At 72.1% G+C, this 24,832-nt stretch carries 17 protein-coding genes; 10 read left to right on the forward strand and 7 right to left on the reverse strand.

The genetic code is table 11. The features are described 5' to 3' along the window. Positions 1–86 precede the first annotated feature (86 nt). Together OG488_RS26700 and OG488_RS26705 are read left to right on the forward strand one after the other, a co-directional pair. On the forward strand, positions 87–3,182 hold the full coding sequence (locus tag OG488_RS26700; RefSeq protein WP_329233176.1) for a glycoside hydrolase family 3 N-terminal domain-containing protein: 3,096 nt from the start codon (positions 87–89) through the stop codon (positions 3,180–3,182). Positions 3,183–3,243: 61 nt separating this feature from the next. Continuing rightward, complete coding sequence (locus OG488_RS26705) at positions 3,244–4,632, forward strand: hypothetical protein (protein WP_329233178.1); 1,389 nt, start codon at positions 3,244–3,246, stop codon at positions 4,630–4,632. A 25-nt stretch (positions 4,633–4,657) separates the two neighbouring features. On the opposite strand, the gene OG488_RS26710 is transcribed toward OG488_RS26705, so the two are convergent. Continuing rightward, the gene (locus OG488_RS26710; protein ID WP_329233180.1) at positions 4,658–5,668 is read right to left on the reverse strand and encodes a YdcF family protein; all 1,011 of its coding nucleotides are present in this window, start codon (positions 5,666–5,668) and stop codon (positions 4,658–4,660) included. Positions 5,669–5,786: 118 nt separating this feature from the next. Here OG488_RS26710 and OG488_RS26715 point away from each other — a divergent pair, with 118 nt between their 5' ends. Next, the gene (locus OG488_RS26715) at positions 5,787–6,020 is read left to right on the forward strand and encodes a hypothetical protein (protein ID WP_329233182.1); all 234 of its coding nucleotides are present in this window, start codon (positions 5,787–5,789) and stop codon (positions 6,018–6,020) included. A gap of 91 nt (positions 6,021–6,111) precedes the next feature. On the opposite strand, the gene OG488_RS26720 is transcribed toward OG488_RS26715, so the two are convergent. Next, the gene (locus OG488_RS26720; protein WP_329233184.1) at positions 6,112–6,690 is read right to left on the reverse strand and encodes an MSMEG_1061 family FMN-dependent PPOX-type flavoprotein; all 579 of its coding nucleotides are present in this window, start codon (positions 6,688–6,690) and stop codon (positions 6,112–6,114) included. A gap of 229 nt (positions 6,691–6,919) precedes the next feature. On the opposite strand from OG488_RS26720, the gene ppk2 reads away from it, so the two are divergent. The 3 genes from ppk2 (at position 6,920) to OG488_RS26735 (ending at position 9,683) form a co-directional block, all read left to right on the forward strand. Beyond that, positions 6,920–7,870: a polyphosphate kinase 2 gene (gene ppk2 / locus OG488_RS26725; protein WP_329239035.1), complete on the forward strand. Its 951-nt coding sequence runs from the start codon at positions 6,920–6,922 to the stop codon at positions 7,868–7,870. A gap of 130 nt (positions 7,871–8,000) precedes the next feature. Further along, the gene (locus tag OG488_RS26730; RefSeq protein ID WP_329233186.1) at positions 8,001–9,200 is read left to right on the forward strand and encodes a serine hydrolase domain-containing protein; all 1,200 of its coding nucleotides are present in this window, start codon (positions 8,001–8,003) and stop codon (positions 9,198–9,200) included. Between the two features lie 48 nt (positions 9,201–9,248). Next, entirely contained in the window at positions 9,249–9,683 is a 435-nt protein-coding gene (locus OG488_RS26735; protein WP_329233187.1) for a hypothetical protein, read from the forward strand. A gap of 85 nt (positions 9,684–9,768) precedes the next feature. Here OG488_RS26735 and OG488_RS26740 read toward each other — a convergent pair whose 3' ends face one another. The 4 genes from OG488_RS26740 to OG488_RS26755 all read right to left on the reverse strand — a co-directional run bounded on the left by OG488_RS26740 (position 9,769) and on the right by OG488_RS26755 (position 17,367). Beyond that, on the reverse strand, positions 9,769–10,533 hold the full coding sequence (locus OG488_RS26740; protein WP_329233189.1) for a DUF4097 family beta strand repeat-containing protein: 765 nt from the start codon (positions 10,531–10,533) through the stop codon (positions 9,769–9,771). Between the two features lie 115 nt (positions 10,534–10,648). Beyond that, positions 10,649–11,755, reverse strand: coding sequence for a chitinase (locus OG488_RS26745; protein WP_329233191.1), 1,107 nt, complete (start codon positions 11,753–11,755; stop codon positions 10,649–10,651). Between the two features lie 267 nt (positions 11,756–12,022). Then, positions 12,023–14,281, reverse strand: coding sequence for an eCIS core domain-containing protein (locus OG488_RS26750; protein WP_329233193.1), 2,259 nt, complete (start codon positions 14,279–14,281; stop codon positions 12,023–12,025). Positions 14,282–14,409: 128 nt separating this feature from the next. After that, positions 14,410–17,367, reverse strand: coding sequence for a helix-turn-helix transcriptional regulator (locus tag OG488_RS26755; protein WP_329233194.1), 2,958 nt, complete (start codon positions 17,365–17,367; stop codon positions 14,410–14,412). Between the two features lie 127 nt (positions 17,368–17,494). Between OG488_RS26755 and OG488_RS26760 the strand changes: the two genes are divergently transcribed. From OG488_RS26760 to OG488_RS26770, 3 genes are all read left to right on the forward strand, one after another. Continuing rightward, positions 17,495–18,133, forward strand: a complete 639-nt coding sequence (locus OG488_RS26760) for a helix-turn-helix transcriptional regulator (protein WP_329233195.1) — start codon at positions 17,495–17,497, stop codon at positions 18,131–18,133. Positions 18,134–18,419: 286 nt separating this feature from the next. Then, complete coding sequence (locus OG488_RS26765) at positions 18,420–19,109, forward strand: DUF4255 domain-containing protein (protein ID WP_329233197.1); 690 nt, start codon at positions 18,420–18,422, stop codon at positions 19,107–19,109. Beyond that, complete coding sequence (locus OG488_RS26770; RefSeq protein WP_329233199.1) at positions 19,106–21,307, forward strand: ATP-binding protein; 2,202 nt, start codon at positions 19,106–19,108, stop codon at positions 21,305–21,307. Before OG488_RS26765 ends, OG488_RS26770 begins: the two co-directional genes overlap by 4 nt. A gap of 30 nt (positions 21,308–21,337) precedes the next feature. Here OG488_RS26770 and OG488_RS26775 read toward each other — a convergent pair whose 3' ends face one another. After that, on the reverse strand, positions 21,338–22,867 hold the full coding sequence (locus OG488_RS26775; RefSeq protein WP_329233201.1) for a COG1470 family protein: 1,530 nt from the start codon (positions 22,865–22,867) through the stop codon (positions 21,338–21,340). Positions 22,868–23,210: 343 nt separating this feature from the next. On the opposite strand from OG488_RS26775, the gene OG488_RS26780 reads away from it, so the two are divergent. Further along, the gene (locus OG488_RS26780) at positions 23,211–24,827 is read left to right on the forward strand and encodes a phage tail sheath family protein (protein WP_329233204.1); all 1,617 of its coding nucleotides are present in this window, start codon (positions 23,211–23,213) and stop codon (positions 24,825–24,827) included. Positions 24,828–24,832 lie beyond the last annotated feature (5 nt).

The following is a 24,832-nucleotide window of genomic DNA, read 5'->3' on the forward strand; positions in this document are numbered from 1 at the left end:
GGCGGCATCACGGCGGAGATCGACCGGGTGCGGGTCGAGCAGAAGCAGCCCCGACCACCGGCCACCGGAGCAGAGAAGAGCCGCACATGCCCCGTACACCGCACACCCGCGCACGCCACCGCGCGAGACCGGCGACCGCCGCGCTCGCCGCAGCCACCGTCCTCGCCTCGCTCCTCGCCGGGGCCGTCCCCAGCGCGGCCGCCGACGCCGAGGACCCCGCCCCCGTCCTCGTCGACCGCTTCGAGGGCGAGGTCCCCTTCGGCAACCCGCCCGCCGACTCCCTGTTCACCTGGGGCGGCGACGCGGACGACCACCCCGCGCTGGAGTTCAGGGAGCGCGCCGACGCACCCGAGGGCGCCAAGGTCCTCCAGGGGACGTACGACATCAGCGCCTGGGGCGGACTGAGCCACGAGTTCGCCGTCGACCAGCCGCCCGAGGACTGGACCGCCCACAAGGGCATCCGCTTCTGGTGGTACGGACAGAACACCGCGCCCCTGCCGCCCGGTTCGGGCAAGCGGATCAACTTCGAGATCAAGGACGGCGGCGCGAACGGCGGCGCCTCCGAGCTGTGGACCACTTCCTTCACCGACGACTGGGAGGGGTGGCACCAGGTCGAGATCCCCTTCGCGGACTTCGTCTACCGCGCGGACTACCAGCCCGTCGGCGGCATCGACCAGGTCCTCGGCCTGAACGAGATGTGGGGCTACGCCCTCACCCTGCCGACCGGCGCGCCCGGTTCCTTCGCCATGGACGCCGTCGAGCTCTACGGCAAGGCCGACCCCGCCCTGAAGTCGAGCGTCGTCGTGGACTCCGCCGTGCACACGGTCAAGGAGGGCGGCTCGGCGGACATCAGGATCTCCGTCGCCACCACCGGCTCCGTGCCCGTCGAGGAGCCCGTCACCGTCGCGTACACGACCAAGGGCGGCAGCGCCGAGTCCGGCAAGGACTACACCCCGGTCAGCGGCACCCACACCTTCCCCGCGGGCACCGCCTCCGGCACCACGCACACCGTCACCGTGGCCACCGCCAAGGACAAGGGGGCCGAGTCCGCGGAGACGGTCCCGCTGGAGCTCACGGTCACCGGTGCCAAGGCGCCCAAGGAGAACCCGCAGGTCGTCATCGACGCCCACGGGCTGCCCTACCAGAACGCGAAGCTCCCGGTGAAGCAGCGCGTCGCCGACCTGCTGGCGCGGATGTCGCCGGCCGAGAAGGCCGGCCAGATGACCCAGGCCGAGCGCAACGCGCTGAAGTCGCAGGGCGACATCGCCGCCTACGACCTCGGCTCGCTGCTCTCCGGCGGCGGCTCGGTGCCCACCCCGAACACGCCCGAGGCGTGGGCGAAGATGGTGGACGCCTACCAACTGCGCGCCCAGGCCACCCGCTTCCAGATCCCGCTGATCTACGGCGTGGACGCGGTGCACGGCCACAACAACGTGATCGGCTCGACGATCATGCCGCACAACATCGGCATCGGCGCGGGCCGTGACCCGAAGCTCGCGGAGAGGACGGGTGCGGTCACCGCGAGCGAGGTCCGCGCCACGGGCATCCCGTGGGACTTCGCCCCCTGCGTGTGCGTCACCCGCGACGAGCGCTGGGGCCGCTCCTACGAGGCGTACGGCGAGGACCCCGCCCTGGTCGAGGCCATGGAGACGGTCATCACCGGCATGCAGGGCAGCGCGTCGGGCAAGGACCTCGCCCGCAACGACAAGGTGCTGGCCAGCGCCAAGCACTTCGTCGGCGACGGCGGCACGGAGTTCGGCTCCTCCACCACCGGCTCGTACACCATCGACCAGGGCGTCACGAAGGTCACGCGGCAGGAGCTCGAAGCCGTGCACCTGGCGCCGTTCGCCGAGTCCGTGAAGCGCGGCGTCGGCACGGTCATGCCGTCGTACTCCTCGCTGGACGTCCTCGGCGACGACGCCGGCCCGGTGAAGATGCACGCCAACGCGGAGATGATCAACGGCGTGCTCAAGGACCGGATGGGCTTCGAGGGCTTCGTCATCAGCGACTGGCAGGCCATCGACCAGATCCCCGGTGACTACGCGAGCGACGTCCGCACCTCGGTCAACGCCGGCCTCGACATGATCATGGTCCCGACCGCGTACCAGGACTTCACGAGGACGCTCCAGGACGAGGTCACCGCCGGCCGGATCGGCCAGGCCCGGATCGACGACGCGGTGTCCCGGATCCTCACCCAGAAGTTCCGCCTCGGCCTCTTCGAGAAGCCGTACGCCGACACGTCGAACCTGGACGACGTCGGCTCGGCGCTGCACCGCGCGGTCGCCCGTGAGGCAGCCGCCACGTCCCAGGTGCTCCTGAAGAACGACGGCTCGGTGCTCCCGCTCAAGGCCTCGCAGAAGGTCTACGTCGCCGGCTCCAACGCCGACGACCTCGGCAACCAGGCCGGCGGCTGGACCGTCAGCTGGCAGGGCGCCTCCGGTGCCACCACCACGGGTACGACGATCCTGAAGGGCATCGAGAAGAACACCTCCTCGGCCACCTTCTCCAAGGACGCCTCCGCCCCGACCGACGGCTACGACGCCGGTGTCGTGGTCGTCGGCGAGAAGCCGTACGCCGAGGGCATCGGGGACGTGGGCAACGGCCACGACCTGGAGCTCTCCGAGGCCGACAAGAAGGCCGTCGACACGGTCTGCGCCGCCATGAAGTGCGCGGTCCTGATCGTCTCGGGCCGCCCCCAGCTCATCGGGGACCGGCTCGGCGACATCGACGCGCTGGTCGCCTCCTGGCTGCCGGGCACCGAGGGCGACGGCGTCGCCGACGTCCTCTACGGCAAGCGGGCCTTCACCGGACAGCTCCCGGTGACCTGGCCGAAGTCGGAGTCGCAGCTGCCGATCAACGTCGGCGACGCGGCCTACGACCCGCAGTTCCCGTACGGCTGGGGACTGACCACCCTGAAGAAGGTGCCGTCGGGCGGTGACCTCACCCTCGCGGGCCTCGCCGTCGCCGCCCAGCTCGCCGAGCGGGCGGGCCTGGGCAGGACCGCGGTCGGCAAGGAGATCGTGGACCGGGCGAGGCTCCTGGTCCAGCAGAGGGCCGGCGGCAAGCTGACCCCGGCGGTGTCCAAGCCCTTCGCGGAGGCGGACCACCTGCTGCTCACCGGTGACCTGACCGGAGCGGTGGCGAAGCTGCGCGCGGCGTACCGCGCCGTGCCGCAGGGGTAACAGCATGGAAGGGACCCGGGCGGGCGACGCATTTATCACCCGTCCGGGTTACCTTCGGAGTATGCGGAAGAGGCTGTTCGCCCCCTTGTGGGCCGGCCTGCTGCTGATCCTCTCGGCGGCACTACTGGCCCTGTCCTCCCCTGCCCAAGCCGCCCCGTCCACGATCGACGACGCGGCCCGTGCCCTGCGCCAGGGCCCCGTGTACGTCGACCCGGCGGCGTCCGGCCGGCTCTCGGCGTCCCAGGAGGCCGCCCTGGAGAAGAAGATCACGGACGCCGACAAGCCGGTCTTCGTGGCCGTGCTGCCGGCGACGTCCCAGTACCCGCCGGAGAACCTGCTCCAGAACCTGCGCACCGACACCGGGATCACCGGTGTCTACGCCGTCCGCCTCGGCGACGGGTTCGACGCGGGCGCCGACCCGCAGGTGATGCCGACCCGGGCCGTCGAGAACCTCACGACACTCGTGAAGGCACCCGGCGCGGACACCAGCACGGCGGCGCAGCTGAACGCGTTCGTCGACAAGGCCGTCGACCAGGCCAAGGGCAGCGCCCCGGCCTCCTGGTCCGGTGGTTCCGCGGACGACGGTGCCACGAACGGCGCCCCGGTGGCCGGTCTGGTCGTCCTGGGCGGAGTGGTCGTCCTCGGCGGCGGCGCCGCCTTCGCGGTCGTCCGCCGCAACAGGAAGCGCAAGGAGGAAGAGGAGCAGGCCGCTCTGGAGAAGCTCCGGGTCGTCGTGGACGAGGACATCACCGCGTACGGCGAGACCCTGGACCGGCTGGACTTCCACCCGGCCGAGAAGGGCGCGGACGACGCGATGCGCATCGACTACGAGCGCGCGCTCGACTCCTACGAGGACGCCAAGTCCCGGATGGGCGGCGCGCGCCACCCCTCCGACGTACGCGGGGTCACCCAGGCCCTGGAGGACGGCCGCTTCTCCCTCGCCGTCCTGGAGGCCCGTCGCACGGGCCGGTCGCTCCCGGCGCGCAGGCCGCCCTGTTTCTTCGACCCGCGCCACGGCCCCTCGGTCGCGGACGTCATGTGGACACCGTCCGGCGGCGCGTCCCGCGAGGTCCCCGTCTGCGGCGCCGACGAGGTCCGGCTCCGCGAGGGCGAGGACCCCATGAGCCGCACGGTCGACGTCGGCGACGGCCGACGGCGCCCGTACTGGGAGGCGGGCCCCGCCTACGGCCCCTGGGCCGGCGGCTACTTCGGCGGCGGGCTGCTGCCGGGCCTGCTGGTCGGCACCATGCTCGGCTCGATGCTCTCCACCCCGGCGTACGCGGCGGAGTACGGCGGCGGCGACTTCGGCGGTGGCGGAGGGGGCGGCGACTGGGGCGGCGGAGACGTCTCCGGCTCCGACTTCGACTCCTCCGGCTTCGGCGGCGGCGGCTTCGGGGACGGCGGTGGGTTCGGCGGCGGTGGCGGGTTCGACGGCGGCGGCGGGTTCTGAGCGTCTTCGCGGCGTGTCGGCGCTCCTACCTCAGACGGGTCCACCAGACGGCCACTCCGCCGAGGACGATCAGCAGGCACATCACGGCGTTGCTCCGCCGGTAGTCCATCAGGACCGCCGTGAACTCGCGGATCGTCGCGTTGGGCCAGAAGTACGCGGCCGTGGGCGCGCCCACCACCTGTCCCCGGATCCGGACCCGTCGGGCGGTGAGGGCGGCACGGAAGGCGTGGTAGTTGTTCGTCACGACGACGCACCGGTAGCCGGGTTTCGCCTCCTCCATGATCGCTTTGCTGAACCGCAGGTTCTCCTCCGTCGTCGTCGACCGGTCCTCCCGCTCGATGAGGTGAGCCGGAAAGCCCTCGGCCACCAGGTGATCCGCCATGGCGTGGGATTCGGGCAGGTCCTCGTCGGGTCCCTGCCCGCCCGAGGTGATGAGCACGGGGGAACCGCCGCGCCGGGAGAGCCGGGCGTGGACCTCCCGCCCCCGCTTCAGCCGGCTCGCGAGCAGCGGCGGCACGGTGGACCCGCCGACGAGCCCCGAACCCAGCACCACCACGAAATCGGCCCTGCGGCGTACCAGCAGCCGTCCGTAGAGGAAGGCGTAGCAGACGAAGCAGAGGAACAGGAACGAGAAGTAGAGCGCCAGCCCGCCGGCCGTGGCCGCCACCCCGATCAGCACCGGGGTCCGCAGCACGGCGGCGACGGCCAGCAGGGCGAGCACGGCGAGGATCGCCAGGGCGCTCAGCAGCGACAGCAGGTTGGACGGGCTCCTGCCCTCCTTGCGCAGCATCCGTACGCCGTTGTGGAAGAGGAAGTACGTCAGGACGAGGACGGCCACGGCACCCGGAACCAGCAGCGACACAGCCACGACCCGTGCCGACACGGACCCCGACGAGACCGTGCTGTGCAGGAGGCCCGCCAGGGCGCAGAGAACCGCCAGCCCCAGGATCACAGCGTTGCTGAACTTCCGGCGCTCACGCGAGACGCTCACACAGAAGGCGAGGAGAAGGAGCGCCGCCGGGGCGTAGATCACCATGCGTACAGCGTAGGCAGCGCGCCGGTCCGGCGGGACGGCGAGGTGGGACCACGGCGGGAAGGTGCGGGTGGCGCGGAGATCCGGCGTGTCCTCCGGGGCCGCGAGCCGTTGATCCGGCATGAAGAAGCGAAGCGCACTCGCCGTTCTCACGTTCGCCACCGGCGTGGTCATCGCCGCGATCAGTCCGCACCCGGGAGACGGGGACGTCGCACACGCGGCCGGACAGCCCGTCTCGCTCGGAGCGCTCGACGACGCCGGGGGACTCGGCGAACTGGTCGACGGCGCCGCCGGAGCCACGGCATCCACCGTCTCCACGGTCGTCAGCACGGTGGAGGAAGCCCGCGACAGCTGAGGCGACCGACGAGCGCGGCGCGTTCCGCGCCGGTCCCGCCTCATGGTTCCCGGCACACCGTGTGCCGGGGCCGGACGGCGAACCCTGGGCCTCAGGCCGCCGCCCCCTCCCACGTCTCCGGCGCCCACACGCCCGAGCGCTTGAGCGAGGCCGGGCAGTGCAGGTAGATCTCGTCGATGTCCACGACCAGCGCCAGGTCGGGACGCCGGCCCTTGACGGCCATCTCGTCGAAGAAGGGGGCGTCCGTCAGGATGCGGGCGCGGCCGTTGATCCGCAGGACGGTCATCGCGCCGGGTATCAGGTAGAGCAGGCCCACGTGCGGGTTGGACAGGATGTTGTGGAAGCTGTCGCCGCGCCGGTTGCCCGGGAGGTCGGGGAGCACGAGGGTGCACGCGTCCAGGACCCGGGTGAAGCCCGGCTCCCCTCCCCGCGGTGAGGTGTCGCAGTTGCCGTCGGCGTCGGACGTCGACACCGCGCAGAACGGCGCCCGGGCCAGCAGGCCGAGGTCGTCCTCGGTGAGCTCGTCGTGGACCTTCTCGATGACGAGCGGCCAGGGTTCGCCCAGGATCTCCCGCAACTGCTCCGCCGACCGCAGGGGCACCGCTCCGGCGAGGGGGTCGTCGCCGGGGGAGGGGGCGGTGGCGGGGGCCACGGGCGCGGCATTCGACAAGGGGTTCTCCGTAGTCACATGGTGCGGCAGCGGACCGCTGACCTGGCGCTGTTAGGTTCACCTTACTTATGTGCGTGGCTGTCTCCCGTCCCGGGGCGGCGAGCAGGGGCGAGGAACAGTGCACCACCGCACGGAGGCGTGGGCCCTCGCGGGGGAGGACGCCGGATCCGCCGCACGCGCCCCCGCCACGTGGTGGCGGGTGGCGCGAACGGGTGACAGTCTTGGCCGGGTGGACCGTGACCGGGTGGAGAAGCAGCTGCTGGACGGCCTGACCGTCGACACCAGCAGGCCGGAGCAGCCGATCCTGCTGGACGAGGCGGGCAGGCCGATCAAGACCTGGCGGGAGAACTACCCGTACGAGCGCAAGATCCGCCGCAAGGAGTACGAGCGGGCCAAGCGCATCCTCCAGATCGAGATGCTCAAGCTGCAGCGGTGGACGAAGGAGACCGGGGCGCGGGTCGTCGTGGTCTGCGAGGGACGGGACGCGGCCGGCAAGGGCGGCACCATCCAGCGCTTCACCGAGCGCCTCAACCCCCGAGGCGCGCGCATCGTCGCCCTGGACAAGCCCACGGACCGCGAGCGGGGCCAGTGGTACTTCCAGCGCTATACGGCCCATCTGCCGGCGCCCGGCGAGCTCGTCTTCTTCGACCGCTCCTGGTACAACCGGGCCGGGGTCGAACGCGTCATGGGCTTCTGCACCCCGCCCGAGTACGAACTCTTCCTCCGGCAGTGCCCGGCCTTCGAGCGGATGCTCGTCGACGACGGGATCATCGTCGTCAAGTTCTGGTTCTCCGTCTCCCGTGCCGAGCAGCGCACGCGCTTCGCCATCCGCCAGGTCGACCCCGTGCGTCAGTGGAAGCTCTCGCCCACGGACATCGACTCCCTCGACCGGTGGGACGACTACACCACGGCGAAGATCGACATGTTCCGCGCCACCGACACCGAGCACGCGCCGTGGACCGTCGTGAAGAGCAACGACAAGCGCCGGGCCCGTCTCGAAGCGATGCGCAGCCTCCTCGCACGCATCGACTACGCGGCCAAGGACCGCGAGGCCGTCGGCACGCCGGACCCCCTCATCGTGGGTGCCGCGGCCACCCTGCTGGAGCCGGGCGAGGAGGACACCGCCCTCTCGCCCACGCGCCTCGCCCCGAACGCCGAGGGACCCGGCGAACACCCGTGACCCGAGCCGGGAGGCCGCGCGGCTCCGAATGAGTGGACTCCTCGGCGCACGGAAGGGAAACGGCACCCGCGGCGGGTGCGGATGGTGAGGTTCTTGCCGTCCGCTCCCCCTCACGAAGAGGTGCCCCCGCATGCGACGTACCCCCTCCCGCCGGCTGCTCGCCGTGGCTCTGCTCGTGGCGTCCGCACTGGCCCCGATGGCGGCGTTCCCCGCCACGGCCGGCCCCGCGGCGGGCGCCGCCCGGCACGACGAGGACGGCTGCCCGCCGGACGGCTTCGGCGCCGGGCTCACCGCCCGCCTGGACAGGACCATCGAGGACGTACGGAAGAAGGCGGGTGTCCCCGGCGCCGTCGTCGGACTGTGGATGCCGGGCAAGGGGTGCTACGTCCGCGCGACCGGGGTGGCCGACAAGGCGACCGGCGAGCCGATGGCCGCCGACTCCTCCCTCCGGATCGGCAGCGAGACCAAGACCTTCACCGTCACCGCGCTGCTCGAACTCGTCGACGACGGCCTGATCGGGCTCGACGACCCGATCTCCCGCTACGTCCGCGGCGTTCCGGGCGGCCACCGGATCACGCTGCGCCACCTCGCCGAGATGCGCAGCGGCCTGTTCCCGTACACCTCCGACCCCGGCTTCATCAAAGCCCTGTTGAGCGACCCGCGCCGCTCCTTCACCCCGAGGGAGACGCTCGCCTACGGCTTCAAGCACGCGAACACCTTCGCGCCGGGCAAGCAGTTCCAGTACTCCAACACCAACCTCGTCCTGCTCGGCCTCGTGATCGAGAAGATCAGCGGACACCGGCTCGCCGACTTCATCCACCACCGGGTGCTCCGCCCCTCCCACCTGCGCCACACGCTGTTCCCGCAGGGGGCGGAGTTCCCCGAGCCGCACCCGCGCGGATACACCGACCAGACGCTCGACGGCAGCACCGCGGACGCCACGAACTGGAACCCCAGCTGGGCCTGGGCGGCCGGAGCGATGATCTCGGATCTGCAGGACCTGCGCCGCTGGGCCCGGATCGTCGCCACCGGCACCCTGCTCAGCCCCGGGACCCAGGCGCAGCGGCTCAGGACGCTGCCGACCGGCTTCCCCGGCACGAGCTACGGGCTCGGGATCTTCGAGACCAACGGATGGATCGGGCACAACGGCTCGATCCCCGGATACGAGACCGTGACCGTCCATCTGCCGGCACGGAAGGCCACCCTGGTCATCATGATCAACACGGACATCCAGACCGGCGGTCAGGAGCCGTCCACGCTGCTCGCCCGCGCGATCACCGCGGTCGCCACCCCCGACCACGTCTACGACGGCGCGGTTGTCGGGCGTTAGGCGCCGCCCGGCCGATCACGGTCGCGGGCGGTCCTGCATGATGCCTGGGTGAGCATCATCGTCGAGTTCTTCGCGGCCCCGGACGACGCGTCGGCGGCCTCGGTCGTCCGGACCGGGCCGCGACGCGCTTTCGCGTCGCTTTCCTTCGGCAACTTCGATCCCGAAGAAGCCGTGGTCGCATGGGAATGCCTCCTCGTCGGCGGCAGCTTCGAGGACCTCGTCGAAGCCGGTGAGCCTCGTACCGTCGCCGGCCAGGACGACGACGGGTGCGTCGTCTTCGCGATCTCACCGCACCTGTCCACCGCACTCGCCGAGGCCGAGCGGTCCGAGCTGGAGGACGCCGCTGCCGCGTGGTCCGCGCAGTGCGCGGAGGACGGCGAAACCATCGACGTGGAGATCGCCGAAGTGATCCTCGTCGATCTGGCCGCTCTCGTCGTCAGCGCCCGGCTCCAGGGCCGGCGTGTCTACTGCTGGGTCGCGTAGCGGCTCGCGCGCGGGGCGCGTGGCGCGCCGGACGTCGCTTCTGCGCCTGGTGGCTGCGTCGTCGCCTGAACTGACGGCACCGGGTTCAGCCGCGCGCCGCCGTGACGTCACCGTTGACGGTGGTGAGCGACATCGCGTGCCCGGTCCCGCCCGTGGGGCCCGGGACGGTGACCGAGGTCCGGCCGTTCCGCGCGGTGGCGGTCGTGCGGTAGCCGGGGGAGTCGTGGGGCAGCGCCACCCTTACGGAACCGTTGGTCGTGAGGGCGGTGAGGCCGGCGGGCGAGGTGGCGCTGCCGATTGTCACGTCGCCGTTGACCGTCTCCGCGTGCAGGCGTACGGAGTGCAGCGTGCTGGTCCGGACGGAGCCGTTGCGGGTGACGAGCCGGACGGAGGCGTCGTCCCGGCCCGAACGGGTCACCGTCACGTCGCCGTTGACGGTGGTCAGGTCCAACTCCGCCTCCACGCCCACCGCGTCGACGCCCGCGTTCCTCGCCGTGACCGTGACGGAGGTGCCGGCGGGGACGGCGACCACGGGCATCCGCGGGCAGTCGGGCCGGTCCTGGCCGCCGTGGTCCGTGCAGGTCAGGTCGAGGGTCCAGGTGTCGTCATGGCGGAACCACCGACTCGTCACGTGCCGGTCGGTGGCGGCCCGCTCGCCATCGGCCGGGCGCAGCCGTACGCCGTTGTCGGTGGTGATCAGCAGGTGCGTCCCCCGGGACAGGGCGGGCGGCTCCGGACCGGGCCGCCCGCCGAGGTTCCCGTCGTGGCCCCCGCCGCACGCCGCGGCCAGGGGCACGACGGCCAGCAGTGCGGCGAGACGGCGTCCGTGGGTGAAGGCCCTGGTGTCCATGCCTGCTCGTGTTCCCGGAGCCGGGCCGTCCATGGCCCGGATCCGGGTCCGCGCAGGCGGCCGCCTCCCCGCACCCGGTCCGGAGGCCCGGCACCGGGAGGCGGCGCCGGACGGATCAACGTCCTTGCAGGGCCTTGACGTTGTCGCCGAAGGTCCAGTCGCGCGACCCGTCCCAGTTGAGCGACCACGTCATCAGTCCCTTGAGGCCGCTGATGCCGTTCCACGCCTGGGCGACCAGCGAGGGCGCCATGTAGCCGCCGCCCGCTCCCGACTGGGCGGGCAGGCCGGGCACCTGCTTGTCGTACGGGACCCTGATGGTCGTGCCCTGCACGACGAGGTCCCGGTCCAGACAGTCGGTCTGGGCGGTGAAGCCCTGGACGGTGCCCGCCTCGTAGGAGTCGCCGGAGCACCCGTACATGCTGCCGTTGTAGTACTGCATGTTCAGCCACCACAGCCGGCCGTTGTCGGCGTACTTCTTGACGACCGGCAGGTAGGCGCCCCAGATCGAGCCGTAGGTGACGCTGCCGCCGGTGACGTACGCGGTCTCCGGGGCCATGGTCAGGCCGAACCCGTCGGGCATGGCGGCGAGGACCCCGTCGATGATGCGGATCAGGTTGGCCTGCGAGGGCGAGAGCGTGCTGATGTCGCCGCTGCCGCTGAGGCCGGTCTCGATGTCGATGTCGATGCCGTCGAACTGGTACCGCTTGAGGATCGGCACCACCGTCTCCACGAAGCGGTCGGCCACCGCCGCGGAGCTGAGGTCGATGCCGGCCGTCGCGCCGCCGATGGAGAGCAGGGTGGTGAGCCCGCCCTCCTTGGCCGCGCACATCTCCTCGGGCGTGGGTACCTTGACGGTGGCGTCCATGCCGTCCTCCCACAGCACCGTGCCGTCCGAGCGGATGACCGGGAAGGCCGCGGTCACGACGTTGTAGCCGTGCTGGGGGATACGCGGATCGGCGATCGAGGTCCAGCCGAACGGCGGGTGGACGCCGTTCGCGGCGCCGTCCCAGTTCTCCCAGTAGCCCTGGAGCACCTTGCCCTGCGGCCGGGACTTCAGGGCGCAGGTGGCGGCGGCCGTGGAGGCGGAGGGTGCATCGGTGGTGGCGGACGCGGTGGGGGCCGTGCCGATCAGGGCCTGGGCGGCTCCCGCAGCCGCCAGCGCGAGGGCCAGCAGCCGGGCGGTGTACGTGTGTCCTGCCGTGCGTCGCTGCGGTCGAGGCATGGGTGCCCTTTCTGTGGGCTGTGCCGGGGCGGGCACAGTGGGGGGATGCCGGGGCCCGGCCGCGGACACACGGCCTCCGACACGACCGCCCGGTGGAGCGAACCCGATGCGGCAGGTGGGGAAGCGGAGGCCGTGCGTCCATTGCGGTCTAGACCAACTGTGAGGCTAGTCCCGCCGATTGAGCATGTCCATACCAATGTTCTCCCGCGGCTCTCCCGGGGAGGGCCGGGCGGGCGGCTCGTCCTGACCGCCGGCAGCCGGTCGTCCTCACCGGCGATCGCGCCCCCGGGGGGCGGGAGCGAACGGACCGGCCTCGTACGAGAAGTCCTCTTCCCACTCCGGTTCGGCGTAGCTGGCGGGTACGACGGTGCGACGGCCGCTGTCCGTGATGAAGGGCGTGCGGGAGGACGAGGGCCGACGGCTGCGCCCCCGCTCCCGCCGGGGTTCGTCGTCGATCGGTCCGGCTCCGTACGAGACGTCGTCGTCGAGGATGACGGGACGGCTGCTGCTCATGCCGGCGGGTGCCCGGCTCGGCCTGCGCCGACGGCTGCGGCTGCGTTCGCGCCGGGGTTCGTCGTCGATGGGCCCGGCTCCGTACGAGACGTCGTCGTCGAGGATGACGGGACGGCTGCTGCTCATGCCGGCGGGTGCCCGGCTCGGCCTGCGCCGACGGCTACGGCTGCGTTCCCGCTCGGGTTCGGGCTCGAACGGTCCTACGTCCACGGAGCGACGGCTCCTTCTGCGCGACCTTCGCCCCTCGTCCTCGGATTCCATGACGTAGCTGGGCGCGACACTGCCGCGGCGGCGCCGGTGGCTGCTGCTCTCGGGCTGCTGGCTGCCGACGTAGTCGTCCTCGTCCTCCACCGCCGCGTAGTTGACGGGGGCGGGGGCGTGATGGCGGCGCCCCGTGGTGCTCAGGGGCGGCCTCGACCTGCGCCGACGGGTGGGGGCCGGAGCCTGGCTCGCGCGGCTCTGGCTCTTGCTGCGGCTCTTGCTCCGGCGTCGGTACGAGGGATCCGGATCCTCCTCGGGGCTGTTGCTGCGCCGGTCCGGCTCCATCAGGTACGTCTTCCTGCGGTCCGCCACGGCGGCACCCACGTCCTTCGTGGACTGCCGGTGACCGTAGCCGTACGCCTCGAGGTCCGCGTCGTCGTCGGAGTGCTCGCCCGCGAGCCTCATGCCCTCCGGCACGCCCCTCCGGTTCTCCATGCCGTAGAAGCCGTTGTGCGTGCCCGACTTCGGGTATCTGGACGGATGAGGCGTGGTGACGCTCACCGTCACGTCGTCGCGGCCGGCGCGTCCAGGGAGCCTGCCGGTGTCCCTGATGAGCTCCTGGGTGGAGTAGCCGCGAGTTCCCCGTGGCACACGCGGCATCTGGAAGTGCATGTTGGCGTTCGGGCCGACATCGCGGAAGCGGTCGGCGGCCTCGGGCCGGCTGAGGTCGACGTTGTTGAGGACGGGGACACCCAGTCGCCGCAGATCCTCGCGGTTGTTCTCGTACTCCTGGTAGTCGGGCTGTTCCTCGAACGTGGTGGCGGCCATCCTGCCCGCCTGGCTGGGGTCCCGGCGCACCCGCGCCCGTGCACCGGACAGGTCGGCCTCGGAGAGCAGGATCTGGTCCCGGTCGTGCAGATTCTGCTCGGGCGGGCGGGTCCGGCCCTCCGGGTGGAGGCCGCCCACCGTGGCCCGGGGGCCCATGATCTGTTCGCGGCGCACATGGATGCGCCCCTGGGTGGTGTCGAAGACCTCCGTGCCGTCCGACGCGGACCTGACGTACCTGCCGACGACCGGGCCGCGCTCGCCGCTGATCTCGAACATCTGGCCGCGGTCCTTCGTGTGCATCCTCCGGCCGCCACTGGACGACATCATGCGGGCCACCGCGATACCGCCGCCGGTCCCGGCCGTTCCGGTCGAGGCGCCGGACCCGGGGCCGGACAGGTCGGGCATGGCCCCCTGGGCCATCCTCCTGCCGTTCGCCGTGGCATGGCGTTCGAACGGATCGTCCTGGTGGGAGACCGCCACCCCGGCCCCGTTGTCGGTCCCCGCGACGGGACCCAGGGACTGCTGGCGGACGTGGTCGAGCTCGTGGAACATCGTCTCGTCGTCCGCGCCCTGGGGGCCGACGACGATGTCATGGCCCGTCGTGTAGGCACGGGCGCCGAAGGCCGTGGCCGAGCTCTGCGCGACCGGGTCGCTGTGGACGCGCACATGGCGGAAGGACATGCCGTAGCCCTGCTCCGCCCGTTCCATCAGACGCGAGTCCAGCGGACGGCCCGGGGAGCGAACGGCGTCCATCACCGAGGACAGCTGTGCGGACGAGGCGTCGGCGGGCGGCTGCTCGGCGGCCTCATGGCCGCATGCGGCACCGTGCTGGTGCCGTTCCTCCTCGACGGCACGGGCCACGACCGCGTTTCCCGCCGCGCGCTGGAGAGCCCGGACGCGTTGCGCGAACGTGGCCGGCACCTCCGCGCGGCGGCTGCTCTCCCGGCCCCGGGCCTGCTCGGCCTGTGCTCTGTATGCGCGCACGGTACTCCTCGCCACTCAACGCCTGATCGACCATGGTCACCCGATCGACGCGGGCGGCGGGAGGGCCGCCGGGGCAGGATCCCGGGTGTGAGCGGGTGAGCAGAAGGGCCGCAGGGGCAACCCGGCCGTCAGGAGGGCTCGTCCGCACCGCTGTTCAGCGCGGCCGGAAGGTCCCCCCTCCGTCGTATGCCGAGTTTGCGGTACGTGCTGGTCAGATGCGTCTCCACGGTACGCCGCGCCAGATGCAGCAGTGCGGAGATCTCGGCGTTCGTGCGTCCGTCGGCGGCCAGTGCGGCGATGCGGCGTTCACTGACGGTCAGTGAGTCGCGGCCCGTGAGGGAGGCGTTCCCAGGACGGGCACCGCTGGCGCGCAGGGCCCGTTCCGCGCGGCCCGACAGCCGGACCGAGCCCAGCCGTTCGGCCGCCGTGGCGGCCTCCCTGAGCAGCGGGCGGGCGGTGCGAGCCCGGCCGGCGGCCGTGAGCTGGAGCCCGTGGGTGATGAGCGCGGGGATCAGCTCGACGTCCAGCGATGTGCCGCGCAGGACGCCGACGGCCTCGGCGGTGAGTTCGAGACCGCGTCGGCCGCCGGTGGCCGCGCCGAGGACGCGCAGGGCGCGGCCCCGGACCCGGGGCGTGTCCCACACGGAGGCGTACCGGCTCTCCTCCTCGGCGAGTGCGAGGGCCTCCCGCGTCTCCCCCAGCCGGAGATGGGATTCGGCGGCGGCCGAGCGCCACGGTGTGACGACGGGGCTCTCCACGTCGCGGGCGGTCTGGCGCCTGCCGCACTCCCGGAAGTCGGCCAGGGCGCCCGCGTGATCGCCGACGGACGCACGCAGCACGCCCCGCGCATAGAGGAACCGATTGTGCTCCCAGCCGTCCTGCGCCGTGCTGTCGTGGGTACCTGCGATGAGCCGTTCGGCCTCGGAGGAGCGGCCGCACTCGACGAGTGCGATGACGCGGTGGGCCAGGAAGTTGCTCGCACCGGTGCGGGGGGAGTCGCCCGGAGACCGCAACCTGTGGGCGGTCTCCTCCAGCACCCACCGGTAGCGGCCGCGTGCGGCTGCGGTGTCCACCCGCGTGTTGAGCAGGGGCCGGTGGACGGGGTGCAGCGGCGACAGCCAGTGCTCGGTCAGCCCGGTCCTGATGATGCGTTCGGCGTCGTCCGGCGCGTCGGCCCATTGCGCCACGGCGGCGGCCGTGCCCAGGAGGTAGGGCACCAGCAGCGGGTCCTCCGGGGACGTCAGCAGGTGCCGGATCTGCCGCATGGCCGACTCCGCCGACAGCAGCCCGGCCGTCGACTCGTACCGGATCAGCAGGGCGCGCAGGGCCGGGCTGATCCACTCCGGGGAGCGCTCGGCGCGCTCGCGCAGCCGGGTGTGGACGGCCCGCCGGATCTCAGGGTCGTGGTCCGAGAAGAAGGCCGACGCCGTCTGGATCGTACGGGCGAGGACGGGCTCCCCGTCCAGCGCGCCCAGATCGCGCATGACGTCGAGTGCGGCGTGCGGCTTGCCCCGGGCGGCCAGGGCGTTGCCCAGGTGGACCGCCGCCAGCACCCTGTCCCTGGGCTCCTCCTGGAGACGCAGCGCCTCGGCCAGGCGGGGTATCCCGCCGGTCCGCAGGGTGCCGAACTCCAGTTCGCCCAGTTCCGTGAGCACCGCGGCCCGGCGCTCACGTGACATCGGTTCGTCGAGCGCGCGGCGCAGGTAGTGCGCGGCTGCGCCGGTCCTGCCGGCCCTGGACGCGTCGGCTGCCGCGTCGAGAAGGGCCTTGGCGACGCGCTTGGTACCGCCGGGGGTGGTACGCAGCAGATGCCCGGCCACCGCTTCGACCCCGTGGCCCCGGCACTGGCGCAGTTCGGCCGCGCGGAGGTGCAGTGCCTGCCGGTGCGAGCGGGGCCAGCTGTCGAGGACCGCCCCGCGCAGCAGGGGGTGCGCGAAGCGCGGGACACCGGTGCCGGGAGCGCGGCACAGCAGACCGAGCCGGAGCATCGCGGTGATCCAGCCGTCGACCCGGTCGGGGTCGGCACGAGTGAGCTCGGCGAGGAAGTCGCCGAAGTCGTCGCCGGGTTCGGGGTCTTCGTGGGCGGCGGGCCCCGGTCGGGTGCCTGGCATCCCGGGGCTGCCGGGGGGCCGGTGTTCCCCCTCGTCACACCCTGCCGAGTCCTCCAGTTCCGCGAGCGCGCGGGCCACCAGGGTGCTTTCCGGGCCGGTGCTGCTCAGCCACCACGAGACCGCCGTGACGAACGCCCCCGGGTACAGCTCGGCGCAGTTCTCGGGCAGCATCGGCTCCGGGCAGCCACCGTCCGCGGCGCCGGCCCGGCCGCGGTGCGGGAAGACCGCCCGCAGGTCATCGAGCAGCGCGCGCAGCAGCAGCGGGTTGCCGGCGCCCGCCCGTACGCAGCCGTCCACCCAGGCCTCGCCGGTGTCCGGGCCCAGGGCGCGGCGTACCAGCTCCTCGGCGGCAGGACGGCTCAGCGGCGCCACCGCGTGCATCCGGACCACGCCGGGGGGCAGGGAGTACGCGAGGCCCGGTTGCGGCGGGGCGACGTCGTACTGGCCGCGCTCGGTGACCACCATCAGGACCGGCATCCCGGTCAGCCGCCGGGCGGCCTCGGCCAGCCAGCGCCGGGAGGGCTGGTCGGCGAGGTGCGCGTCGTCGACGGCGAGCAGCAGGGGCGACCCGGCCGCGTGCTCGCACAGCGACTGCCACAGGCGGGACGGGTAGCGGAGGTGGTGCGGGGTCTCCGGGGTGTCGTCCTGGAGGCCGCCGAGATCGTGCGGTGGGCCCAGGAGCTGGGTGACGAGGGCGAGGGGGATGCCGGAGCTCTCGGCGGAGGCATGGGCCCGCAGCACCCGCATACCCAGCCGGGCACCCAGTTCGGCGGCGGCCTCCAGCAGCGCGCTGCGGCCCGTACCCGTGGGCGCCCGGAACAGGACCAGTCGTCCGGATCCCTCCATCGCCCGGTGGGCCTCCGCCGTCAGCAGATCCAGAGCGGACTCGCGTTCGAGCAGTCCGGCAGAGGCGGGGCCCGGAGCCGACGAGGGGACCGGTGGACGAGGCAGTGGCTGACTCGATAACCCTGTCATGGGGACGTGCCGCCGATCTCGTGGTCGGTCTCGTGGTGGACCACGTTGTGGTCGTCCTTTCGGCGAAGGAAGGATGAAGGGGCAGGAACGGTTGGTTCCGTCGAGCAGGACGCGAGGACGTACAGGCATGGTTCATCGGGCCCCGGTCAGAATCCCCGTGGAGGTCCACGCGTCGGACCCGCTGTCCCTGGACGGAGCGGTGAGCCAGCTCCGCCGGCACTCCGAGGTGGAGCTGATCGACGAGGGCACGGGCCGACCGGGCACGGTCGCGGTCCTGCTGGCCGAGGCGCTGGACGAACCCACGCTGTCGCGGCTGAGGCGGCTGACGCGCGCGGACGGCACCAGGACCGTCCTCGTCACGAGCCTGATCCGTGAGGCGGAACTGCTCCAGGTGATCGAGTACGGCGTCGGCGCGATCGTCTGGCGGCGCGAGGCCACCGGCCACCGCCTCCTCCGAGCGGTCCTGGCCGCCTCCCGAGGCGACGGCGATCTGCCCTCGGACCTGCTGGGCCGCTTGATGGCCCAGGTCGGCACGTTGCAGCGCGGCGCGACCAGCGCGTCGGCCACCACGGCTTCCGGCTTGGCGCCACGCGAGGTCGATGTGCTCCGGCTGGTGGCCGAGGGCATGGATACAGGGGAGATTGCCAGCAAACTGTCGTACTCCGAACGCACCGTGAAGAACGTCATGCACGGTCTGACGACCCGGCTGCAGCTCCGCAACCGTGCCCATGCCGTGGCATATGCCTTGCGGGAAGGCTACATCTGACGACCCGTCCGTCGAATCAAGGGCCCCAGGGGCAGGGGACGGGCGACACGAGGGTGACGTGACTGCCCCTAGGTCGTCCCCCGGGTGCCTCGCGGGTCCGGCGTCCTGACGGCGACGATGGACTGGGCCGCTCCGTGCCGAGGCCCGCCCGTGTCCGGACGGACCACGGACGGGTCCGGCGTAGTGCGGTGACAGGTGTGGGGATACGACAGGCCGCTCTCCGCGGCGGTCCGTTCGGCTACGAGCGGTTCCGTGACGGGCGGCGACGGTGAAGGGCAGGGCGACCGTGATCCACGAGGTGGATGACATCCTGAGAGGGCTGCTCACCCGCGGCGCCTTCGCCGGGTCCGACGTCGAGGTCACCTTCGACGCCCCGACGCGCGACTGGGCGGCCCGGCGGAACGCCCCGACCATCGACGCGTACCTCTACGACATCCGTGAGGACACCAAGCGTCGCCAGCGAGGCAGGATGGCGCTCCGCGACGAGCAGGGGATCGTCCTCAAGGAGCACCAGCCGCCACGCTGGTTCCGGCTCTCGTATCTCGTCACGGCCTGGACCAAACGCCCGCAGGACGAACACCGGATGCTCTCCGCCGTGCTGCACACGCTGCTGCCCAAAGAGATCCTCCCGCCGGAGGACCTGACCGGCACACTCGCCGGACTGGGCCTGTCCGTCCCGCTGACCGTCGCGGGGCTGCACACCGAGGCGCGCTCGCTCGCGGACATCTGGTCCGCGCTCGGCGGCGAACTCAAGCCCTCGCTCGACGTGGTGATCACCGCGCCCTTCCTCGCCTACCCCGAATACCGGGTCGGCCCGCCCGTCACGGAAGGGCTCGGAGTCGAGGTGCGCGGGACGGAGGGCCGGCCCGACGACAGTCCCGTGCGCTACCACAGCGCGGAGAGCGTCGACGCCGCCAAGGAGGGCTTCGCGAAGATGCACGGCAGGACAGGAACGCTCCAGGAGCAGCCGAAGTGAGCGACCCCTCCTCTCCGCTGCTCGAACGGCTCGCGGCACTGCGCGAGCGAGTGGCCGTCCTCGTCGAGCGTCGCAGCGCCACCGACCCGACGGCCGCCGATCCGATGCGCGGGATGTATCTGACGGACGACGCGGTACGGCACCTGCTGTTCGGGAGGACGGAGCCCGCGTACCCCTCAGGCCCGGACGACCGGGACGAGCCGGACCAGCGGGACGAGCGGGACGAGCCCGCCCGGCGGTCCGAGCCGGGCGGATCCGGGGGGCCGGAGACGCCGGAGACGCCGGAGGAGCCGGAGGCCGAGGAGGAGCCGGACGGATCCGAGCCGTCCGACGACGACCGCCTCCACTGGCTCGCCCACTGGCTGCGGCTCAGCCCGCTCGACACCCAGATCCTGCTGATCGCGCTGGCACCCGACCTGGACCGCACGTTCGAGCCGCTGTACGGCTACCTCAACGACGACGTCACCCGTCACCGGGCGACCGTCTCGCTCGCGCTCGACCTGTGCGGGGTGCCCGCGCACTCCGCCGCGGGGCGGTCCCGGTTCCATCCGGCCGCGCGGCTGCTCGCGCGCGGGCTGATCGAGGTGGACGATCCCGAACGTCCCTTCCTCAGCCGCTCCTTGCGCGTGCCGGACCGGGTCGTGGCCCATCTGCTCGGCGACGACACCCCGGACCCCGCGCTGGAAGGGACCGTACGCCTGCTTCCGTACCTGCCCATGGACGTGGACGCGGAGAACCCGGAGGGTGCGGCGGGCACCGGCAAGGCGTACGGCGTCGACCCGCTGTTGCGGAGGCTGGCCGAGCAGCTTTCGGCGCGCCCCCTCACGGCCTACCTGCGTGAGCACCGCGACGGCGACGGACTGGCCTTCGCCACCGCCGCCCTGGGCGCGGCCGGCATCCCGGCCCTGCACCTCGTCCCGGGGAATCGCTCGGGGGACCACGCTCCCGAGGAGCACGCGCCGGTGGAACGCACGACGGCACCGCGCCTCCCGTACCGGGAACTGCTCCGGGAGGCACGGCTGACGGGCCGCGCGATCGTGGTGACCGCGCTGCCCGAGAGGCCCGAGGAGCTGATCAGGGCACTCACGGTGAACGACGTCCCCGTGCTGTTCGCCGACCCGCGCCCCTACGACCCGCAGTGGTACGACGGGGGGCGCGACCCGATCGTGCTGGACGCACACCGGCAGCGTGCCGGCGATCTCGACACCTGGCGGACGGCGCTCGGCCCCGACGAACCGGAGTTCGACCTGGCGCCGGTGGTCGCCGCGTACCGGCTCGGACCCGGCGGCATCGACCGCGCGGCCCGCGCGGCGCTGGACCGCGCCGCGTTCGACGGTACGGCGCTGTCCGCCGCGCATCTGCGGCTCGCGGCCCGGCAGCAGTCCGCGTCGGGCCTTGAGCGGCACGCCCGCCGTATCCGCCCCGACGTCGGCTGGAACGACCTCGTCCTGCCCGACGGCCCGCTGGCGCAGCTACGGGAGCTGGTCCTTCGTGCCCAGCACCGCGACCGGGTGCTCGGCGACTGGCGGCTGAGCGCGGGCGGCGGGCGCGGGCGGGGCGTGGTCGGGCTGTTCGCGGGCGATTCCGGTACCGGGAAGACGCTCTCCGCCGAGGTGGTCGCGGGTGAACTCGGCCTCGATCTCTACGTCGTGCAGCTGCCGTCCGTCGTGGACAAGTACGTCGGTGAGACGGAGAAGAACCTGGAGCGGATCTTCACCGAAGCCGACCGTACGGACGCGGTGCTGCTCTTCGACGAGGCGGACGCCGTCTTCGGGAAGCGCTCCGAGGTCAGCAGCTCCAACGACCGCCACGCGAACATGGAGAGCGCCTATCTCCTCCAGCGCCTGGAGTCGTTCGACGGCATCGCCCTGCTGACCACCAACCTGCGCTCGAACATCGACGACGCCTTCACCCGCCGGCTGGACCTGGTGGTCGACTTCCCCTTCCCCGACGAGGAACAGCGCCTGGCGCTCTGGCGGCACAGCCTCGCCCACGTCCCGTGCGCCGACGACATCGATCCGGCGTCCTGCGCGGCGGACTTCGAGCTGGCGGGCGGCTCGATCCGCAGTGCCGTCGTCACGGCCGCGTACGCGGCGGCGGGCCGTGGCGACGGAGTGTCGACGGCGGATCTGCTGGCGGGCGCCCAGCGCGAATACCGCAAGGCGGGCCGGCTGGTCCTGGACGACGCGTCCTGGTAGGCCGGCCCGCGAGGGCACGGAACGGGGCCTCTACTCCACCGTTGCCGGGAGCCAGCCCTTCGCGACCACCGTGCCCGGCTGGTCCTGCCCGTTGATCCAGCCCAGTTTCGCCTTGTTGAGCGTCGTCTCGTCGAGGACCCCGGTCTGCTCGGCCGCGAACTGGCGCTGGTACTCCTTGATCCTGTCGAAGACGCCCTGGGACGGCTTCTCCTTGAGCTGCACGTGCTTCCGCAGATAGTCGAGGTTGGCCTTCGTGGCGTGGATCGCCAGGTCCAGGTCACCGTCGTCGAACTCGGCCTGCGTGCCCCAGAGGAGGACGTTCCGCACCCACGGCACCTCCGGGCTCGCCTCGTCCGCCTTCAGAGGCACCGTCTTCGCGTCGACGAAGTGCGAGGCCAGGAGTGCCGTCATCGTGGAGCGGCCCAGGTTTCCGGGTCCGTCGGTCTCCGCCAGTCTGCTGAAGGCGCCGTACTTCGAGTTGTTGGACTGCTGGAAGCACTTCAGCGCCTTCTGGGTCGCGGCGTCCAGCTTGCCCACCGTGTGCGCGGCGGTCAGCTTGCAGCCGCCCGCCCCCACGACCAGCCGTACCTGTGCGAACTGCACGAAGAGGTTCGGCTTGTCCTCCGACGTGATGGGCAGCGGGCCCCGCTCGGGTTTCTCCTCCTCGGGCTTCTCCTTCTCTCCACCGCCGCCGCCCGTCCCACCGGGCTCCTCGGAGGGTGCGGCCTCCTGCGTGGGCTTCTCGGCCGGCTGCTCCGGCGGCTCCTCCGGCAGTGCGGTGGCCGCCGCCTGTTCGAGCTTCGGCTGCGCGAGGGTGCGGACCGGTGCCTTGTAGGTGAACCAGAGCACGAGGCCGGTGATGGTGAGGGCGAGCAGCAGACTCAGCGTCGTCATCATCCAGAGCGGCAGCAGGCTGCGCTGTACGTACGTCCCGTTCACCGCCAGGGGCTCGAACCCGGAGCGTCGCACCGACAGCTCGTAGGGCCGCTCCTGCTTCTGCCCCACCCAGGTGATCTGCCGGGGTTTGAGCGTCGCGTCGACGAAGGCCGCGCGGCCGGGCTGGATCTGGACGTTGGCCGGGACGATCTCGTACGAGAGGTCGTCGCTGCTCTTGTCGCCGCCACCGATCGACGCCGTGAGCACGGTGTTTCCGAGGTTGTCGACGGCCAGCTTGGGCCGGCCCCTGAAGCGTCCCTTGACGGTGTGCGGGACCAGCTCGGCCCGCACCTCCATGAACGTGGTGAAGGTGACGTTGCCTTCGGCGACGGTGGTGGCCCCGGGGTGCTCGGTCGGCAGGATGCGGACACCGTACGGATGCGGTCCCGCGGTCGCGTCCGGGGTACGGGGCGGAGCGAACGTCAGCTCCACGATTCCGGTGGTCCCTGGAAAGAGTCTGATGGACGGCGGCTCCACCGAGACGTACGGTGCGACGTCGCCGACCGCCTCGAAGCGGTACTCGTCGACGACGTCGCCGGTGTTGCGCAGACGGAGTCGTACGGTGGTGCTGCTGCCCGGGTCGACCGTGGTCGAGGCGGGCTCCAGAGATGTCCAGGTGGTCACCCGACGGACGCTACTGCTCACGGGAGAGGCGACGTCAGAGGCCGCAGGGTAGGACCGCTGCCCGAAAGGTATCGCTCGCTGCCCTCGAATCCCTTCCTGTGCGACTCCGGCCGGAGGCGCGGACCGCGTCCCCGGCCGCACTCCGCGGTACGGCGCCCGGAGTCACTTCCGCCACGTCCCGCCAGGACCCCTGGTCGCGGGAGAGGGCCTCGCAGGCTTCTCCGGGTTGCCCCTGAGGGCAGGTTCGGTGCCCCTGATGAGGCACTTGAGGACGTTTACCCGCTTGCGCCTGAGCCGCGAGGGTGAGTCGGGTCTTGTATCGGTACCCCGAGGAGAGCAGAGCATGCCGTCTTACCTGTCGCCCGGCGTGTACGTGGAAGAGGTGGCCAGCGGCTCTCGTCCGATCGAGGGGGTCGGCACCTCGGTGGCCGCATTCGTCGGGCTGGCACCCGACGGTCCTCTGAACGAGCCGACGCTGGTGACCAACTGGACCCAGTACGTCGCGTCCTTCGGCGAGTTCACCGACGGGTACTTCCTGGCACATTCGGTGTACGGCTTCTTCAACAACGGCGGGTCCGCCGCCTACGTCGTCAGGGTGGGCGGGGCGCCCGGCGGAGTGACGGGCGAAGGCACCGACCCGGCCGGCGCGCAGCGCGGCCGGACGGCCGTCGCAGGCGGCGCCGCGGTGCCCGCCGCGCTGACGGCCGGAGAGCCCGCGGCTCTGGGGACGTTCAAGGTGTCGGCCGTGGCGTCCGGGGAGAGCGGCACACTCAGCGTCGAGGTCACGGACGCCGAGGGCGAGGGCCCCGCCGAGCGCTTCCGGCTGGTCGTCAAGGACGGTGCGAAGCCCGTCGAGACCTTCGACGTCTCGGCGAAGAAGAGCGCCCGCAACTATGTGGTCACGCAGGTCAAGGAACGCTCCAAGCTGATCTCCGTGCAGGAAGGGGCCGCGGCATCGCAACTCGCCCGCCCCGACAACCAGACGGTCGCGCTCGAGGCGCCTGCCGCCGCGCAGGCCCCCGCGGTCCCGGACGCGGCGGACGACGAGTCGGTCGGCATCGCCGAGTACCTGGGTGACTCCGCGGACCGCACCGGCTTCGGCGGTCTCGAAGCGGTGGACGAGATCTCGATGGTCGCCGTCCCCGATCTGATGGCCGCCTACCAGCGCGGCGCGATCGACCTGGAGGCCGTGAAGGCCGTCCAGCTCGGCCTGATCGCCCACTGCGAGCTGATGGGCGACCGACTGGCGATCATCGACCCGCCGCCCGGCCTCAACGCCAGGCAGATCCGGGTCTGGCGTCAGGAGACGTCCAACTACGACTCGAAGTACGCAGCGCTCTACTACCCGTGGATCAAGGTATTCGACCCGGCCGGCGGCCAGACCCGGCTCATCCCGCCGAGCGGCCACATCGCCGGCATCTGGGCCCGCAACGACTCCGAGCGCGGCGTGCACAAGGCCCCCGCCAACGAGGTCGTGCGCGGCGCCGTCGACCTGGAGATGCAGATCACCCGGGGCGAGCAGGACCTGCTCAACCCGATCGGCGTCAACTGCATCCGCACCTTCCCCGGCCGCGGCATCCGCGTCTGGGGCGCACGCACCCTCTCCTCCGACCCGGCCTGGCGCTACCTCAACGTCCGCAGGTACTTCAACTACCTGGAGGAGTCGATCCTCAACGGCACGCAGTGGGTGGTGTTCGAGCCCAACGACCAGGCGCTGTGGGCCCGGATCAGGCGGAACATCTCCGCGTTCCTGGTGACGGAGTGGCGCAGCGGCGCACTGTTCGGCGCCACGCCGGAGGACGCCTACTACGTGAAGTGCGATGCCGAGACCAACCCGCCGGAGTCGGTGGACCTGGGACGGGTCATCTGCCAGATCGGTGTCTCGCCGGTCAAGCCCGCCGAGTTCGTGATCTTCCGGCTCGCACAGTTCTCCGGCGGCAGCGGCGAGTTGGAGGAGTAGACGTC

The sequence above is a fragment of the Streptomyces sp. NBC_01460 genome (assembly GCF_036227405.1).
Lineage (GTDB): Bacteria > Actinomycetota > Actinomycetes > Streptomycetales > Streptomycetaceae > Streptomyces.

Coding starts and splice junctions, on each gene's coding strand:
- OG488_RS26700 (WP_329233176.1), top strand. CDS start 87: ATGCCCCGTACACCGCACACCCGCGCACGCCACCGCGCGAGACCGGCG.
- OG488_RS26705 (WP_329233178.1), top strand. CDS start 3,244: ATGCGGAAGAGGCTGTTCGCCCCCTTGTGGGCCGGCCTGCTGCTGATC.
- OG488_RS26710 (WP_329233180.1), bottom strand. CDS start 5,668: ATGGTGATCTACGCCCCGGCGGCGCTCCTTCTCCTCGCCTTCTGTGTG.
- OG488_RS26715 (WP_329233182.1), top strand. CDS start 5,787: ATGAAGAAGCGAAGCGCACTCGCCGTTCTCACGTTCGCCACCGGCGTG.
- OG488_RS26730 (WP_329233186.1), top strand. CDS start 8,001: ATGCGACGTACCCCCTCCCGCCGGCTGCTCGCCGTGGCTCTGCTCGTG.
- OG488_RS26740 (WP_329233189.1), bottom strand. CDS start 10,533: ATGGACACCAGGGCCTTCACCCACGGACGCCGTCTCGCCGCACTGCTG.
- OG488_RS26745 (WP_329233191.1), bottom strand. CDS start 11,755: ATGCCTCGACCGCAGCGACGCACGGCAGGACACACGTACACCGCCCGG.
- OG488_RS26755 (WP_329233194.1), bottom strand. CDS start 17,367: ATGACAGGGTTATCGAGTCAGCCACTGCCTCGTCCACCGGTCCCCTCG.
- OG488_RS26760 (WP_329233195.1), top strand. CDS start 17,495: ATGGTTCATCGGGCCCCGGTCAGAATCCCCGTGGAGGTCCACGCGTCG.
- OG488_RS26780 (WP_329233204.1), top strand. CDS start 23,211: ATGCCGTCTTACCTGTCGCCCGGCGTGTACGTGGAAGAGGTGGCCAGC.